Raw genomic sequence first — 15,849 nt, forward strand, 5'->3', positions numbered from 1 at the left:
GATATCCCTAGGGATTTTTCCCGTTTGGCTAACCCCTCGGGACGCCGTTCGGACACGAAAAACCCCGCCAGCGTTGCAGCGCTCGACGGGGTTCGAATGGGCTTGGCAAAACACTCAAGGCCGCAGGCATCTTACCCCCTGTCCTACCCGGTCGCAACGTCGGAGGTTCGCTCATGAGCCGCCGCCTCGCCCCCGAGAACTTCGTCGCCGAAAAACTGGCCTGGCATCAGCGGATCGCCAGCGATCCCAAGATCAGCCTTCAGGCCAAGGCCGTCGCCGGCTTCATCCTCCACGACCTGAACCCCTGCGAGGGCGGCGCCTGGCGCGGCCAGGAAAGCATGGCGACCAGCCTGGGCGTCAGCCCGCGCCAACTGCGACGCCTGCTCGAAGAGCTTCAGACCGCCGACTATCTGGAGGTCGAGGTCCGCCGGGGACGCGGCCGCACCAACATCTGCCGCGCAACCTTGCCCGGCGAGGTGGCCGAGGCGCCGCAAAACCGGACATCAGCGACACGAAAACCGGTCACCGGTGACCGACAATACCTTTATGAACCCATTAAAAGATTTCGCGCCGCCGAAAACCGACGACCAGATGGCGGCGCCGGGACGCCGGCGCGGCTCCTTCCGTTCGCCCAGACCGACATCCGCCAGGCGGTCGTGCAGATCGCGGGAGAAGGCGCGGCGGTAAGCTACCTGGATCACGCCAGATGGGAGCCCGACGAACGGCGCATCCTCTGCACCAGCCAGACAGCCTTCGCCCGACTGAAGGACCTCGTCGGTCGGCCGCTCGCGGCGAAAGGCGTGTCCATCGCATTGCAGCCCTGCAGACCCCGACAGCTCGCGGCCTGATCGAAAGTGATGCGGCGAGTACACCCGACAATCACCGCACAACTTGCGTCGATTACATCTTGCCCTTGCGGCGAATAGCCTACACATTCACCGCAGAAAGCGCGGCAAATATGACCTACATCCATGAACTGACCGACTGGCCCAACCTGACCTGGGACGACGGCGCCCTCGCCCAACCGCTCGCCGCTGTCCGCCATCGCCAGGGCCGACTGATCGGACGGATGGAGGCCTTGGGCTTTCCGCTCCGCGAGGAAGCTGTCCTCCGCACCCTGACCGAGGACGTGCTGAAGTCCAGCGAGATCGAGGGTGAAGTCCTGGACCGAGACCAAGTCAGCTCCTCCATAGCTCGCCGCCTGGGCATGGATGTCATCGGCCTGGTTCCGGCGGATCGCAACGTCGAGGGTGTCGTCGAGATGATGCTCGACGCCACCCAGAACTATGCCCAGCCGCTCACTGCCGACCGCCTGTTCGGCTGGCACGCCGCCCTCTTCCCGACGGGCCGCAGCGGCATGACCAAGATCACCGTCGGAGCCTGGCGCACCCCGGACGGCGACCCGATGCAGGTCGTCTCAGGCCCGGTCGGCCGCGAACGCGTCCACTACGAAGCGCCCGCTGCCGACCGTCTCGACGCCGAAATGACGGCCTTCCTGCAATGGTTCGAGACCGCCACGCCCGACCCGGTGCTCAAGGCCGGCGTCGCCCACCTGTGGTTCGTCACCAACCACCCCTTCGACGACGGCAACGGCCGCATCGCCCGCGCCATCGCCGACCTCGCCCTCGCCCGCGCCGAAGGCACGCCCCAGCGCTTCTACAGCATGTCCGCCCAGATCCGCGCCGAACGGAAGGCCTATTACGAGGCGCTGGAGGCGACCCAGAAAGGCGACCTGGACGTCACCGCTTGGCTGCTGTGGTTTATCGCCTGCCTTGACCGCGCCTTCGACGGTGCCGAGACCATCCTAGCCAGCGTCGTACGCAAGGCCCGCTTCTGGGAAGCCCTGGCCGATCAGCCGCTGAACGAACGCCAGAGGAAGGTACTGAACCGCCTGCTCGACGGCTTCGAAGGCAAGCTGACCAATGCCAAGTGGGCCGCGCTGGCGAAGACGTCTTCGGATACGGCGCTGCGGGATATAAACGACCTTGTGGCCCAAGGCGTCTTGGCGAGAGATGCCAGAGGCGGGCGCAGCACGAGCTATTCGCTCACCCTCTGAATCCAGAGAAACGCAGGCTGATGCCGTCTCAGCCCAACGCATATGCCAAACTTGCTCCGGCGATAGCGATGCTGCAGCTTTTGTGACCGCGTCGCTTCGGAGCGAGGCAATTTCGGGCTACTCTGCGACTTTCGCCCGGCGTGACAGTCGCATACAACGGATTACGCTGAGGACCGCTGGTGCCCTCACACCAGCAGGGGGTTGCCTAGTTGAACGGTTCGGGAATTCGCGACAATCGACAACGGGGCAGTATTCGCCAGTTTCTCTCAGATCGAGCTAAACCTGGAAGTCGTCTATCAGTCGTTTCAGCCTACTTTACGACCTTTGCGTATGATCGGCAGCGCGACATATTAGACGACGTCAAGGAGATGCGTTTTCTGTTTGGTGAGCCACGGTTCCTGCGACACGCCGACAATGCCAAACTTCAGCCACCCGCGTTCTCGATCGATGAGTCCGGCTTACATCTAACCGAGCAAATTCGGCGACGGGCGGCTGCACTTCGCTGCGCCAGATGGATCAGAGACAAGGTAGAAATCCGATCCGTCAAGCGATCTGGACTGTTGCACGGGAAGCTGATCCATATCGATGACGGTCGCCGCCACCACGCAGTTCTCGGAAGTTCAAACTTTACAGTTAACGGCCTCGGCTTGGGAGAGACGCCGAACATAGAGTTAAATCTGATTGTCGACAGTGATCGTGATCGTGAAGATCTGCATGTCTGGTTTAACGAGTTGTGGTCCGACCAGAAACTGACCGAAGATGTTCGGGAAGAGGTATTGCGTGCGCTTGAGGCCAACTATGCGCACGTCTCCCCGGAATTCGTTTACTTCAAGACCTTGCTGCACCTGTTTGACGATTTTCTGGTCGATCGGGCGGAAGAAGACGTCCTCATCCAACAGACGGCATTCGAGCAAACCGCGATCTGGCGCGCGCTGTTCGATTTTCAGCGAGATGGGCTGCGCGCCGTTCTGTCAAAGATCGATAAGCACGGGGGGTGCATCCTCGCGGACAGCGTCGGCCTCGGAAAAACCTACACTGCGCTGGCAGTCATCAAGTGGTTTGAGAAGCGAAATAAGAACGTTCTAGTGCTTTGTCCCAAGAAACTGCGCGAGAATTGGACGGAGTTTCTTGCAACCAACAACAGCGAGATGAATCCGCTGCGAGAGGACCGGTTCGGCTACACGGTACTGTCACATACCGATCTATCGCGCGAGGGAGGCCGCGTAGGCGACATCGACCTGAACCGAATCGAGTGGGGCGCCTACGATTTGGTGGTGATCGACGAGTCCCACAATTTCCGAAGCGCCGCGCGTAACAAGACGGCTGGTGGGCGCCGTAGTCGATACGAACGACTGATGGACGATGTCATCAAGTCGGGTTTGAAGACTAAGGTTCTCCTCCTCTCAGCCACGCCTGTGAACAACGACCTACGTGATCTGAAGGCGCAGCTTGACCTCATCTCCGCTGACCGAGGCGACGGGTTCAATGACTTGGGCGTGCCAAACTTAGGAACGCTCATCGGCAGCGCGCAAAAGCAGTTCGCTGAATGGGCCAAAACCGGAAACCGCAACACAAGCTTGTTGCTGAGCAAGCTGCCCCCCGCCCTCTTTGGCCTGTTGGATGGGGTAACGATCGCGCGGTCGCGCAAGCACGTCGAACGGCACTACGCGGCTTCAATGGAGAAAATTGGAGCCTTCCCCACGCGTGCCGCGCCGGAGTCTATTTTCACCACCATCGATACGTCGGGTTCGTTCCCTGCATTTGAGGATGTGGACGCGGCCATCAGCAAGCTGGAGCTAGCTCTTTATGGCCCGCTGTCCTTTGTGCTCGACCAGCATCGGGCGCTTTACGACAAGGGTGGGAACTTCGATCAGGCCAATCGCGAAAAGTACCTGATCGCGATGATGAAGGTTGGCTTCCTCAAGCGTCTTGAAAGCTCCGTGAGCTCGTTCCGGCAGACGATGGACCGGATGATTGCGCGCATAGACCAGCGTCTGCGTGACCTCGAAACATTTGAGACGGCGGCGGCGTTCGAGACGCCCGTGCCGGATGAAGAGGAATTTGAAGACGAGCTTGAGGACGCCTTCGAGGTCGGCGGCGCCCTCAAGTACAATCTCGCCCATCTTAACCGCGAGGGCTGGAAGGCGGCGCTTCTGAGGGATCGCGAGCGTATCGCCGCCCTGGCGGACGAAGCCCGCAAGATCACGCCTGATCGTGACGCAAAGCTTGACCGGTTGAAGGCTATTGTGCGCGCCAAAGCGAGTGATCCATCAACAAACCGCGACGGCGAGGCCAATCGCAAAGTCATCCTGTTCACGGCCTTCACTGACACGGCACGCTATCTTTACGACGAGTTGCTTCCGCTTGCGCGTGAGTGCGGCATTCACGCCGCCCTAGTCACGGGCGATGGCTGCAAAACCACGTTCGGGCCAGCGCGATTCCAAGACGTGTTGGTGAACTTCGCGCCGAGGGCCAAGCGGCGTGCGGACATGCGCAATGCCCAGACGGGCGGTGAAATCGACCTGCTGATCGCCACCGACTGCATTTCCGAGGGCCAGAACCTTCAGGACGCCGATCTCCTCGTCAATGTCGATATCCACTGGAATCCTGTACGTCTCATCCAGCGGTTCGGGCGCATTGATCGAATCGGCAGTCGCAACACTTCGATCCGGATGGTCAACTTCTGGCCGACGGAGGATTTGAATAAGTATCTGCGCCTGAAGGACAGGGTCGAGGCGCGTATGGCGCTCGTCGATCTGTCGGCCACTGGCGAAGACGATCTGCTGAACGCACGCGCGGAAGCCGAGGGCGACGCGCGCTGGCGCGACGATCAACTCATCCGACTTAAGGACGAGGTGTTTGAACTGGAAGAGTCCGCCGGCGGGGTCACGCTCGCCGATTTTGCGCTCGACGACTTTCGAGCCGAACTTCTCGGCTTCGCCAGGGCGAATGAACAGGCCCTCCGCGACGCGCCGCTGGGCCTCCACGCTCTCGTGCCAAACGAGGTCGAAGGCGGAGTGATCGACCCCGGTGTGATCTTCTGCTTGCGGCGTCGCCCGGCCGATCCCAATCCGGAGCAAGCCAAAATCAATCCGCTCGATCCGCACTATCTCGTTCAGTTGAAGGACGATGGCTCGGTGCGGGTCGGCTTTGGCCAACCCAAGCCGATCTTGGAGGCCTATCGCGCTCTCTGCCTCGGCCGCAGCGAACCATTTGAAACGCTATGCAATGCGTTCGATGATGAAACCAATTATGGTGAAGCGATGGACCGTTACGACGGGCTGATCCGTGCCGCGGTCGCCTCTGTAGGAGAAACCTCGGCCTCCCGGACTCTAGCTTCGCTGACAGGCTCCCGCAGCGCCCGCGTGCCGGACGAAGGCGCCCAAGCCCGGACTAGCCTCGACTACGACCTGATCACCTGGCTTATCATTCGGCCGGGGCGCGTCGCGGCATGACTAACTTCTCGGCCATCGACGCCGCAGTGCGGGCGTTCGCCCAGCTCCCGTTAGAGACCGCAGGCCACAGGTTGCTGGACGTTCTTGGCTATCGCAGCGCCAAGACGATCGAACTCGACGGACGACCCAGCTCGTTTGCACGGGAGGTTGATCCTGACGGAAAGCTCCAGCACGCCTCGGCACACTTGGGTAAATGGCGCGAGGTACGCTTCCTTTTCCAGCTGACGAATGACGAGATCCCGATGCTGGGCCGCGAGCTCAGCGCGACGAACCTTGCCGAGCGTTACGGTAAGAGCATCGTCGATAGCTTTGTCTTTCTGGCCATTGACCTGGAGGGTGACGGCTGGAAGCGTGCTACGCTCGCGGAAATCACGCGGGCGGTAAACAGCCTGTTCCCCATGCCGGTGATCATTCTGTTCCGGCACGGCCAGCGGTTTTCACTGGCCGCTAGCGAGAGACGTCAGCACAAGCGAGATGCGGCGCGAGACGTCCAGACGGGTCGCGTGACGATCGTTTTGAATGTCGATACCCAGCGGCCGCACCGCGGCCACCTGACGATCCTCTCCAAGCTAGACTGGCGGGCAATGCGCTCTCGTCCGTCCAACTTCACCGACCTGTATGACGGATGGCAGTCGGCGCTCTCGACCAAGACCCTGAATGAGACCTTCTACCGAGAGCTCGCCAACTGGTTCTTTTGGTCGCGCGATATCGTTAAATTCCCGGTTGGTGCTGGCGATAAGCCTGAAGTTCCCCTGATCCGCTTGCTGACGCGGGTTATTTTCTGCTGGTTCATCAAAGAGCGCGGGCTGATCCCGGCAGAGGTCTTCCGGCTGGAAGATGTCAGGAGCTTGCTGAAGACTGATCCAGGCACGGCTCCGGACGGGGACAACTACTACAAGGCGATCCTTCAGAACCTGTTTTTCGCCACCTTGAACACCGAGATGGGCGAGAACCGGAAATGGCGCAGTCGCAGCTCTGGCGGCGGGCAGGATGGGCATCACCTTATCCATAGCGTTTACCGTTACGAGGATATGTTCGCTGATCCCGACGCGGCGCTTAAGCTATTCCGCAAGGTGCCGTTCCTGAACGGTGGCCTCTTCGAATGCCTCGATCGCGAGCTGACCCAACGCGACCTGGAGCGGAACCCGGAACTTGCCAGGATCAGCGATGGCAAGCGGCTTCGTGTCGATGGCTTCTCCGACCATGCAAAGAACCCGCTTCATGTGCCGAACAAGGTCTTCTTCGGCGAGCTTCAGGACGTCGATCTGAATAACGCCTATGAGACCAACGGCCGAAGCTACAAGGCCTCTGGTCTCTTCACCCTGTTCGACAGCTATGTGTTCACCGTCGAGGAAAACACATCGGTCGAAGAAGAGGTGGCGCTTGACCCAGAGCTGCTTGGAAAGGTCTTTGAAAACCTTCTGGCGTCTTACAACCCCGAAACCAGCTCGACGGCCCGCAAGATGTCGGGCTCGTTCTATACGCCCCGCTACGTCGTCGATTACATGGTCCGCGAGACCTTAACGCACCAGTTCCAGGCTGCGCTCAAACGGTCGTTGCCGGAGGACAATGGAGGACTTCGGTCGCAATCCGAAGCCCTCGATTTTGGACCCGCCCCCGGCGAGCTGGCGATCGAGCGTCCGCCGTCTCCAGAACCACGAAAGACGAGCGAAACCGTCGATCCACGTCTTCAGGCATTGCTCGATCCGACGCTGACTCCGCCTGACTTTTCGGATAGGGAACGGGACGTTCTGATCGCAACGATCGAGGACCTGAAGGTGCTGGACCCGGCCTGCGGTTCCGGCGCCTTTCCAATGGGCATGCTCCAGGCGCTGATGGATGCGCTGAAACGGCTTGATCCGAAAAATGAGAAGTGGAAGGCCGCACTCCGCGCGCCGCTGGAGCGACGTTTGGCTGACGCGCCGAAGTATGACGTCACCCGTCGTGAAGCCGAAATGGACGAGGCCGAAGCGGCTCTGAAGGCGTTCGACGATGAGTTCGCCGACAACGACCTGGCGGACTACGTCCGCAAGCTGCACCTGATCGAGCGCTGCCTCTACGGCTCCGATATTCAACCGATCGCCATTCTGATCGCCAAGCTAAGGTTCTTCATCAGCCTGGCAGTGGAGCAGACCCCCGATCCGGACAGGCTTGGCGACAACCTCGGCATCAAGCCGCTGCCCAATCTAGAGAGCAAGCTGGTCGCGGCCAACAGCCTCGTACCCCTGCGTCGCGGTGCTCAGGCCGACCTGTTCGAAAACAAGCGGATTGGCGAACTGGAACGGCTGATCGAGGATGCAACCCAGCGCCACTTTGCCGCGCGAAGCATGCGCACCAAGCGGAAGTATCGCGACCTCATCCTTCAGCATCGCGACGAGCTGGCGGAAATTCTGGAGACCGAACATTCGCTGCCGCACGACGATGCTCGAATGGCGGCCTGCTGGGATCCGTTCGATCAGCAGGCCAGCGCCCCCTTCTTTGATCCCCTGTGGATGTTCCAGCTCCACGACGGATTCGACATCGTCATCGGCAACCCGCCCTACGTGCGTCAGGAGAAGATCACCGAGCAGAAGCCGGTGTTACAGGCCCACTATGGCGGTAAGGATAAGAAGGGCGTGCCCTTGGGCAGCTACGCCGGCACGGCGGACCTGTTCGTCTATTTCATTGAGCGGGGTCTCCGGCTGCTAAAGCCGGGCGGCGCCTTTGCCTACATCACGTCGAACAAATGGTACCGAGCGAAATACGGGGAGAACCTGCGACACTGGTTCAACGTCAACGCCCGGATCGAGACCCTGATCGACTTTGGCGACGCCGACGTCTTCGACGCCATCGCCTATCCGACCATCCTGATTGCTGAACGCCGCGATGAGATGCGGCGCGGTCCGACAGCGGCTGACCGAACCTTCCGCGCCCTGAACTGGCAGGACCTGGGCGAGAAGGCCGAGATTGAAACCTTCCCTGATCTGGTGCGAACCGCCGGGTTCGACATGCCCCAGACCGCATTGGAAAAAGACGGCTGGCAGATCGAGCCGATGATCAAGCGCGATCTCCTGGCCCGCATCCGCGCTGCCGGCGTGCCCCTGACCGACTATGTCGAGGGGCGGCTGTATCGTGGCGTTTTGACGGGCTTCAACGAGGCCTTCGTCATCGACGGCGCCACCCGCGCAGCGCTAATCAAGGCCGATCCGAAAAGTGATGAGATCATCAAGCCCTTCTTGCGTGGGCGCGACGTCAAACGGTGGCGAGTCCAGCCGCAGGATTTGTGGCTGATCTTCACGCGTAAAGGCACCGACATCGAGAGATACCCCGCCGTCAAGCGTCATTTAGAAGGATTCCGAGAGGCGCTTGAACCCAAACCTCGCGACTGGGGCGATGCTCCTTGGCCCGGAAGAAAGGCGGGCTCGTATGAGTGGTTCGAGATCCAGGACAACGTCGCATACTGGGAAGAATTCCTGGGCCCGAAGATCATCATCCCGGCGATTGAGAAGACGGTCGCTTACGCACCTGATATGTTCGGCTACTTTAGCAACGACAAAACGAGCATCGTCGCTTCGGAAGATTGGCGCTATCTGGTCGCATGTCTGAACTCGCCGGTTTCATGGTGGGTGGCGCAGACCACCTATGCTGGACGGCAGGGCGGGTTCTTTGAGTTCAAACCCATGTATGTCGCGCAGTTCCCAATCCCGCGGGCGGACCCGCGGGCCAAGGCGCTGATAGAGCCGATCGCCCAAGTGCTCTCGACCAGCGACGCAAACCCGGTGATCGAGCAACTTCTCAGCGGACTGGTTTACGAACTCTACTTCGCTGACGATCTCCACGCCCGTGGCTTGCGGCTGTTTGACACCGCCGAGCAGGCCGGTCTCGGCACGATGTCCAACCTTGGTGGCGAGGCCCTATCCGCCGCCGTCGCCGCCTTTGTCAAAACTCACCTCGCGCCAGGACAGCCTCTGCGTGTCATGCTGTCCGACCTCCAGACCCTCGACGTGGTCCGGATCATCGAAGGCAAGGTTTAGATCATCAGCCAATCCGGGGGGACCTTGGCCATACCACCTACTGCACCCGCTCCAATCGTGGCCGCAATTCCGCCTCGTCCCCGGATCGACCGACTCTCGATCCAGAACTTTCGTGGCTTCCCAGGGCTGGGGAATCCCGAGATCCGTTTTGGCGGCAAGAATCTGTTGATCTACGGCGAGAACGGCTCAGGGAAATCCTCTATCTTCCACGCCTTAGACCAGCTGTTTTCCGTGGCTGAGCCCGACGCTCTGAGTCGACAGGCCCTCATCCAGCGGGAAACAAACGTATTCAGCGGACTGCCTCCCGCAGATACGCTGATTTCCGTGCAGTTCATGGACGCGCCTGCGGGAACGATTCAGCCGATCAGCTGGACGGAGGCTAGCCATCCCCTCGACCAGACGGGCACGACATTCGTGGTCGAAGCAGCATACGGCAAGGCCATGCTAGACTACCGGTCCCTGCTCGCCGTGAACTATCGACACCTGGGCGGGCGGATCAACCTGTTCGACGCGTTTACATCCGTCATCGCTCGAGACATGGCCGTCCCGATCGGCGGTACCCAAGAGCGTTTGATTGACCTCTGGCAGGCCGTCGTCTCGAAGTTTGCCTTGAGGCATGCGCCCAGCAGGGTAACCGCGATCAATGATCAGTTGGACGCAGTAAACAGCGCAATCGATCTAATGCTTGAGCCTCTCAGGATTGAGACCAATCGACTTCTCAGAGCGCTGGATTGGAGCGATCTGGAGATCGAAACTTTCAGCTTCTCGCACCTGTCCGTGCCCTGGTCCTCCCCCTTGGCCGACCGATCAATCCAGGGTCAGGAGATCTTTTTCACGCTGACGCAACGGACTGTGACGATCGACGAGCCGCATCAGTTTCTGAACGAAGCGCGTCAATCAGGCCTGGCCTTGGCACTATATCTGGCCGGTCGTACCATCATGGCGGCAACCATGCAGGCGACGGCACCCAAACTTTTGGTCTTGGACGATGTCCTAATCGGTCTGGACCAATCCAATCGGCTTCCCGTTTTAAGGCTGCTGCAGGCCGAGTTCTCTGACTGGCAGATCGTTCTGCTGACACACGATCGCGTCTGGTTCGAGATGGCACGCGCAACTCTTCCTCCCACGGGTGACGGCGGGTGGGCCGGGATTGAGATTTTCGAGGGCGTCGACGCTTCTGGCGGGACGCATCCTGTGCTTCGACCGCTGGATAATTTCGACCCGGTGTTAGGGAATATTGGAACCGCTCGAAGCTTCCTTGTCGCTCACCATGAAAAGGCTGCTGCGGTCCATGCTCGCATGGCGTTTGAACAGGCACTCAAGAAGGTATGCGACCGAAAGAGCGTGCCCATCGCTTTCAGGTCGGACCCTCGCTATCTGACGACACAAGACCTGCTCCAAGGCCTGAAGACTTGGCTTGCGGACCCGAGGCGAGCCCCCCAGAAAGTCGCTCTGGATCCGCGCATCGCCACTGTCGAAGCGGCTAGACGTGTCGTTCTTAACGCCTTCGCGCACTCGACCCCGGTCACCTTGGTTAGAGGTGAGATAGAAGCGGCTATCGACGCCGTCGAAGCACTTCACACTGAGCTGGGAACTCAACTTCCCTGACACACCACCTTGACGATTTCCCGCAGTAGTTGAGGATGTCGATCCTAATGACGCTCGGGGGAGCACAATGAGACCTTACACGCGGTCGATCGTCGAGCTGTTCGACGGCAAGAAGCGGTATCTGATCCCGCTGTATCAGCGGCAATACGCCTGGAGCGTGTCGCCGCAGTTGGAACTGCTGTGGGAGGACATTGAGCGGGCGGTGATACGGCTGGCTGAGGACCGCCAGAGCGCCACGCCGCACTTCATGGGCGCCATCGTGATCGCCCAGATTAAGACCTTCGGGAAGCAGGTTCAGGCCTTCGAAGTCATCGACGGTCAGCAGCGGCTCACGACATTCCAGATCCTGTTGGCGGCGCTTCGCGATGTGGCCGCCGCCCACGGCTCGGACTACGCCCAGGAGATCAACAAGCTGCTGTTCAACGACGGCGTCATGGAGACGCCCGAGGTCGAGCGCTTCAAACTTTGGCCTACGCTGACGGACCGTCGCGCCTTCGTTTTCATGACTGACCCCGCTGCGGACCTTTCGGCGATCAGTAAGGCGCCGGAAGACGAGGACGGCGTTGTACGCCCCGCCGCCGCCGCCCATGCCTGGTTCAAGGCCAGGGTTGAAGAGCATGTCATCGCCGATGGCGCCTTCGACCAGTTCCGAATGGAGAAGCTGTTCGAGGCCCTACGCGACGGCCTTGCGGCGGTCTCAATCGAACTTGAGGGTGGCGATGATCCGCAGACCATCTTCGAAACCTTGAACAGCCGGGGCGTCGATCTGACCGCCGGCGACCTGATGCGCAACTTCATCTTCCAGCGTGCCAAGGGCCTCGGCCAAGAAGACGGTTCACTGAAGGTCGATAAACTCTACGCCGACCACTGGTTGCCGCTTGATCGCTGGTTCTGGCGCATAGAAGATTCGCGGGGGCGCCAGAATAAGCCTCGGCTGGACTGGCTGCTCGTCGATCATCTGTCGATGAAGAAGGCGGAGATCGTATCCGTCGACAATCTTTTCGACAGCTATCGCCGCTGGATTTTCGACGAGCGCCCTTTTGACACCGTCGAGGCGGAGCTCCGGTCAATTTCTCGAAGCGCGGAAGCCCACCGTCGCCTTGTTGAGATGAAGTCAGACGATCCTCTGGGTCGCTTCGGCCGCTTCGCGCGAGCCTTTGACGTATCAACCGCGATGCCCCTGGTGCTGTATCTGGCGACCGACGCCGAGATTGGCGGTGATCTCGCGCCGGCGCTCGACATGATCGAGGCCTACATCCTCCGCCGTGATATCTGCGGGCTGACCACGAAGAACTATAATCGCCAGTTCGTCGATGTACTCGACAAAATCCGGAAGTCGGGACTGCCCACGCTGAAGGCGCTCGAAGCGCACCTGTCCATAAGCGACAGCGATCTGACACGCTGGCCGAACGACGCGGAGTGGAAGCAGAACTGGCTGGGACGGGATCAATACAAGAACAATCGCCAACCCCGTCTTCGTCACCTGCTCCAGGCTATCGAGATGGCCAAGCGCTCAGCGCTCAGCGAAGAGATCGAGATCAAGTCTGAGCTGACGATCGAGCATGTGATGCCCGACAAATGGCGCACCCATTGGCCCGTGCCCGGTTTCGATCACGTGCCGGAAGGCGAGTTTGACCAGGATCACTTTGCCAGGCAGTTGGAGCGGGATCAGGCCGTCAACAAATTGGGCAATCTGACGTTGCTGACTCAGTCGCTGAACTCGACGGTATCGAATGGTCCATTCGCGCTGAAGATGCCGGCGGTGCGTGCACACGCGAGCCTAGCTCTGAACAGAGAGCTGCATAGCTATGATCATTGGGATGAAACATCGATCTTGCATCGCGGCGAGGCCATGTTCGAGATCGCCAAGCAGGTTTGGCGAGGCCCACTGTCACGGGAAGCTGCGGTTGAGACTATCGCTGCTGGCGGCGGGTGAGGCTGTGCCTTTTGTGCAGCCGACTAGCGGCGTTGGTGCCGTCAGTCTAACGCTAACTTTTCTCCACTTCAGCCGGCTTACATAACGATGCTCCCTGCTGCCTATGCCGCGAGCCTGGCAGCAACAGGCCGTCCCGCTGCGCGACTTGAAAGCTGCGCGGCCGCACCTGTTGCTCACACCACGCTGAGAAGCGTGACAAACACTGGGATTCAGGTCGCCCTTAGGAGCACGTCACTGATTTCATCACAGCAAGCTCGAGTTTGTTGAGCGCTTCGAACATGGCCGTGAGGTCATTTCCGCATCCACGCCGAGCCGTCTTCGAAGGGGAAGATCTAGTGTAGAATGCCCTCCGCTTCGCATTTTTCCGATGCTCGAGCTCCTCCCATACGAGACTTTTCACCTCCAAAATCTCATCCTCATTGAGCTGATATCGGACCGCCCTGATTTTGGGAAAATGCCGCCCAAGGCGAGCTGCGATGAGGTGCATTCGGTTGATCTCGTGGAGCTGGGCGTAATCCCGAGGATCTTGCCAGAACTGCTCGACGAATTCCTGATCGTCTTGGTCCAAATCGAGCAAATTTTCTTTAAACAAGACCATGATTTCAATAACGGTTATGCCGTCATTAGACGTTATCTTCCGCCTCGCCTGAATAATTTCTAGAATCTTTGCTGCGCGACGCACCGATAGGGGCTCATTCAAAGAGAGCTCCTCGACCCTCAAGGCAAATTTACTCTCCCAAGGACGAAGAAGTCCTTCCCTATTTAGCCGGCACAACTCCAAGATCCTCCTTTCGGCTACGGATCGATCAAGAATAAGTTGCACGACTCGAAGGAGAGGCATGACGCCACCATTCGTCGATGAAAGTCTGCATTTTCTAGAGCGATTCCCGTTATGCGTAAAAATAATGCGCCGATGACGCGATTTCGCGCACCTCTAAGGGCCACGAAAATCTTGGCGTGGTCAGATTTGGAATTAGCGCCGGCCGATAAGCGCAGCCTCAAGCAGGGCAGCGGAACGGCTGACTTACAGAGACGACCCGTATCGAACAGAGGCACTGAGCAAACCGCTATCGGCGTCTAAGGTGCAGTTGCTCCATAGCGGCCACTTACATTTGGCGCCGGGAGAAGTCCGATTTTCAGAAGCGTGCGCATCTGGCCGCGTGGCCGCCTAGCTTTGGTAGCGCCGGATGTTCCGGTATACGAGAGCCACAGGGTTCGCTGGGAGGCGCCTTATGATGGATGTTCTGGTGTTCATGGCCGGTGGGGTCACGGCATTGGTCATAGGCTGGTTAGTGAAGCCCATTATCGGAGGGCTCATCGAAGGTATGAACGGTGGGACCAGGCGGAATAAAGACAAGTCGGATTAGCGGCTGGCTCCGAGTGTCGGTAGATATCGCGCCCGCGCGTTCTTTCGGCACGGAGGATGTGCACGCCTCGCTGCGGTAGCCCCGCGCCTCCTGAACGACCGCAGCCGGATCGACGCGTGAGACTTAGGTCAAGAGGACGTGCTTGGCTCGTCATGATCGCCGGCGCGGGCTTTTCGATCACACAGCGCTCGCACCATTTTGGAGATCACCGTCTTGATGGCGAGGATCGCGACAATGGACACCGAGAACATCAAAAGCATCTGCAGAAAGTTCATCTGAAGGGCATGCAGCTGGGCGTCGTTCATCGTCGTTCTCCTGACTGGTAGGGCTGCCAATATTCCGTCTCGAGCGCCATCCTAAACACAGCCTAGGGGGCAATAGCCCTGTGTCCGAGACAATGAATCCCGACAACAAAAACGCCTGACCCCAGCTGGGGACCATTAGGAATATCATCCTGTGGAGGATGATGCACACCTTACGCACACCTGCGGCCTACCTAAACATTTGTTTTAAAATGGAAAAACTCGGGCGCAGCCGACACCAAAGTGGCGCCAGCACCGTCGCGTTTCCGTCATATTCCGAATAGCTCAGCAAAGTCATGCATTTGAGCAGCGCCAAGTTGGCGCCAACTTCGCTGCAGATCACTGCGTTAGAAGCGCGTAAAAAACGACGGCAGGTAGCCCAGCTCTGGCTTTGGCGCGACCTCTTTCGAGGCCGTTTCCGGGATCGGGGACGTAAGGTCCGCAGGGATACCCTCCCCCTCATGCTCCGAACGTTCCGGGACGGTTTGATTGGGCGCCTCGGCCGTGTCGGTTTGGACGACCTCCGTCCTCGGCGCAGGGCTCGGCGGCTCCGCAGCCGGCTCCAAAGGTCCAGTTGCTTCGACCAAGACCTCCGGCGGCAATGGAGCATAGCCCTGGCCCCTACCCTGGCGCCGCAGGACCTTTGATCGCGCCCCTACGACTGCGACCGACCCGAGACGCAACAACCCGTTTACGGCGCCCGCAACACCCGCTTCGAATTGGTCGAGGGCGCGGTCGATGCGGACACGAAACTGCGGATCCGTCTTTGATCTTTGTCGCCCCAAATACACGAGCGACCCCAGCCAGATCAGAACCGACAGCCAAGCGCCCTGGACGAAGCAGAGGCCGGCCCAGTCGAGGTGAGGCGCGATCCAATAGGCGGATCGCAGCTCCTCCGCGGTGAGCTCGACCACCCCTCCGTAGGGATGGCGAAGCGGATCGGTATGGAGCGGCGCGCTGCTCAGGAGCGACTGAAGATCGGCCTCAAATGCGCGGAGGCTAAAGCCGATCGCCGTCGCCCCCGTACGCCACGCCACGACGACCCAGACCACCACCAACCCTCCGCGCAGCCACCGTGTGGCCTGGCGCTTCGTGACGACGTAGGACCGCAT

The 15,849-nt window shown here is 59.9% G+C and carries 9 protein-coding genes; 6 read left to right on the forward strand and 3 right to left on the reverse strand.

The window, feature by feature from the left end; genetic code table 11:
• Window positions 1–173 precede the first annotated feature (173 nt).
• The 6 genes from GGR11_RS14040 (at window position 174) to GGR11_RS14065 (ending at window position 13,068) form a co-directional block, all read left to right on the forward strand.
• A complete protein-coding gene (locus tag GGR11_RS14040) occupies window positions 174–848 on the forward strand; it encodes a helix-turn-helix domain-containing protein (RefSeq protein WP_183197981.1) in 675 nt (224 codons plus the stop codon).
• A gap of 110 nt (window positions 849–958) precedes the next feature.
• Window positions 959–2,056, forward strand: a complete 1,098-nt coding sequence (locus tag GGR11_RS14045) for a Fic family protein (RefSeq protein ID WP_183197983.1) — start codon at window positions 959–961, stop codon at window positions 2,054–2,056.
• 368 nt (window positions 2,057–2,424) lie between these two features.
• Window positions 2,425–5,511, forward strand: coding sequence for a helicase-related protein (locus tag GGR11_RS14050; protein ID WP_221205329.1), 3,087 nt, complete (start codon window positions 2,425–2,427; stop codon window positions 5,509–5,511).
• The gene (locus GGR11_RS14055; protein WP_183197987.1) at window positions 5,508–9,524 is read left to right on the forward strand and encodes an Eco57I restriction-modification methylase domain-containing protein; all 4,017 of its coding nucleotides are present in this window, start codon (window positions 5,508–5,510) and stop codon (window positions 9,522–9,524) included. Before GGR11_RS14050 ends, GGR11_RS14055 begins: the two co-directional genes overlap by 4 nt.
• A gap of 57 nt (window positions 9,525–9,581) precedes the next feature.
• A complete protein-coding gene (locus GGR11_RS14060; RefSeq protein ID WP_183197989.1) occupies window positions 9,582–11,132 on the forward strand; it encodes an AAA family ATPase in 1,551 nt (516 codons plus the stop codon).
• A 67-nt stretch (window positions 11,133–11,199) separates the two neighbouring features.
• Window positions 11,200–13,068 (forward strand): DUF262 domain-containing protein, encoded by a 1,869-nt coding sequence (locus GGR11_RS14065; protein ID WP_183197991.1) that lies wholly within the window; start codon window positions 11,200–11,202, stop codon window positions 13,066–13,068.
• 220 nt (window positions 13,069–13,288) lie between these two features.
• Here GGR11_RS14065 and GGR11_RS14070 read toward each other — a convergent pair whose 3' ends face one another.
• The 3 genes from GGR11_RS14070 to GGR11_RS14080 all read right to left on the reverse strand — a co-directional run bounded on the left by GGR11_RS14070 (window position 13,289) and on the right by GGR11_RS14080 (window position 15,849).
• Complete coding sequence (locus GGR11_RS14070) at window positions 13,289–13,768, reverse strand: hypothetical protein (RefSeq protein WP_221205330.1); 480 nt, start codon at window positions 13,766–13,768, stop codon at window positions 13,289–13,291.
• 795 nt (window positions 13,769–14,563) lie between these two features.
• Window positions 14,564–14,740, reverse strand: a complete 177-nt coding sequence (locus GGR11_RS14075; protein ID WP_183197995.1) for a hypothetical protein — start codon at window positions 14,738–14,740, stop codon at window positions 14,564–14,566.
• A gap of 344 nt (window positions 14,741–15,084) precedes the next feature.
• Window positions 15,085–15,849 (reverse strand): hypothetical protein, encoded by a 765-nt coding sequence (locus GGR11_RS14080; RefSeq protein ID WP_183197997.1) that lies wholly within the window; start codon window positions 15,847–15,849, stop codon window positions 15,085–15,087.

The organism is Brevundimonas mediterranea (assembly GCF_014196125.1).
In the GTDB taxonomy this organism is placed as follows: domain Bacteria; phylum Pseudomonadota; class Alphaproteobacteria; order Caulobacterales; family Caulobacteraceae; genus Brevundimonas; species Brevundimonas mediterranea.

Bases quoted from the DNA above. Each gene is read 5' to 3' on its own strand.
- GGR11_RS14075 (WP_183197995.1), bottom strand. From the start codon at position 14,740: ATGAACGACGCCCAGCTGCATGCCCTTCAGATGAACTTTCTGCAGATG.
- GGR11_RS14045 (WP_183197983.1), top strand. From the start codon at position 959: ATGACCTACATCCATGAACTGACCGACTGGCCCAACCTGACCTGGGAC.
- GGR11_RS14065 (WP_183197991.1), top strand. From the start codon at position 11,200: ATGAGACCTTACACGCGGTCGATCGTCGAGCTGTTCGACGGCAAGAAG.
- GGR11_RS14080 (WP_183197997.1), bottom strand. From the start codon at position 15,849: ATGCGGTCCTACGTCGTCACGAAGCGCCAGGCCACACGGTGGCTGCGC.
- GGR11_RS14055 (WP_183197987.1), top strand. From the start codon at position 5,508: ATGACTAACTTCTCGGCCATCGACGCCGCAGTGCGGGCGTTCGCCCAG.
- GGR11_RS14050 (WP_221205329.1), top strand. From the start codon at position 2,425: ATGCGTTTTCTGTTTGGTGAGCCACGGTTCCTGCGACACGCCGACAAT.
- GGR11_RS14040 (WP_183197981.1), top strand. From the start codon at position 174: ATGAGCCGCCGCCTCGCCCCCGAGAACTTCGTCGCCGAAAAACTGGCC.